Genomic DNA, 498 nt, shown 5'->3' on the forward strand with positions numbered 1-498 from the left:
CTATCACTGTCCGGTAGCGGCGCGGTCGGGCGGGTGCCGGCGGTGTCCGCGACCGCAGCCAGCCGGCCAGAACAGCGCTGAGCAGGGCCGCGTCGAGGCGGGTCAACAGCCGCCACATCGTCGTGCCGGCGGGCACGCCCCGGGTGAACCCGAGCCGCCGCTGGTCGGTCTCGTCGAGGTCATACAGCCAGTCGACGATCGCGGCAAACGAGGTGGCACCGGCCAGGACCGCGCAGACCGCGACGGTCAGCAGCGCCACAAGGGGATACCGGGTCCCGTGGGGGTTACGCGGGTCCGGGATCCGGCCCAGGGCTTCGATGAGCCCGGCGTGTTCACTATCAGTGACCGGCGGTGAGAGCGTGTCGGAGCCGGGGGTTGTCACGGTCAGTGCGGAGATCAGAGATGATGTCATCGGCGGGTGGAGTTCCTCGGTGGTCGTGCAGCGTCAAGAACTCCATGATCACCTTGAGGGCTTCACCCGCTTCATCCGCCTCCACA

General features: G+C 68.7%; 1 protein-coding gene. It reads right to left on the reverse strand.

All coding sequences use genetic code 11. The features are described 5' to 3' along the window. Positions 1–259: transposase family protein (locus F8271_RS33955; protein ID WP_255473778.1), on the reverse strand; the 259-nt coding region annotated here is incomplete at its 3' end. Between the last annotated feature and the right edge of the window lie 239 nt (positions 260–498).

Origin of the sequence: Micromonospora sp. ALFpr18c (assembly GCF_008868155.1) — a bacterium.
Lineage (GTDB): Bacteria > Actinomycetota > Actinomycetes > Mycobacteriales > Micromonosporaceae > Micromonospora.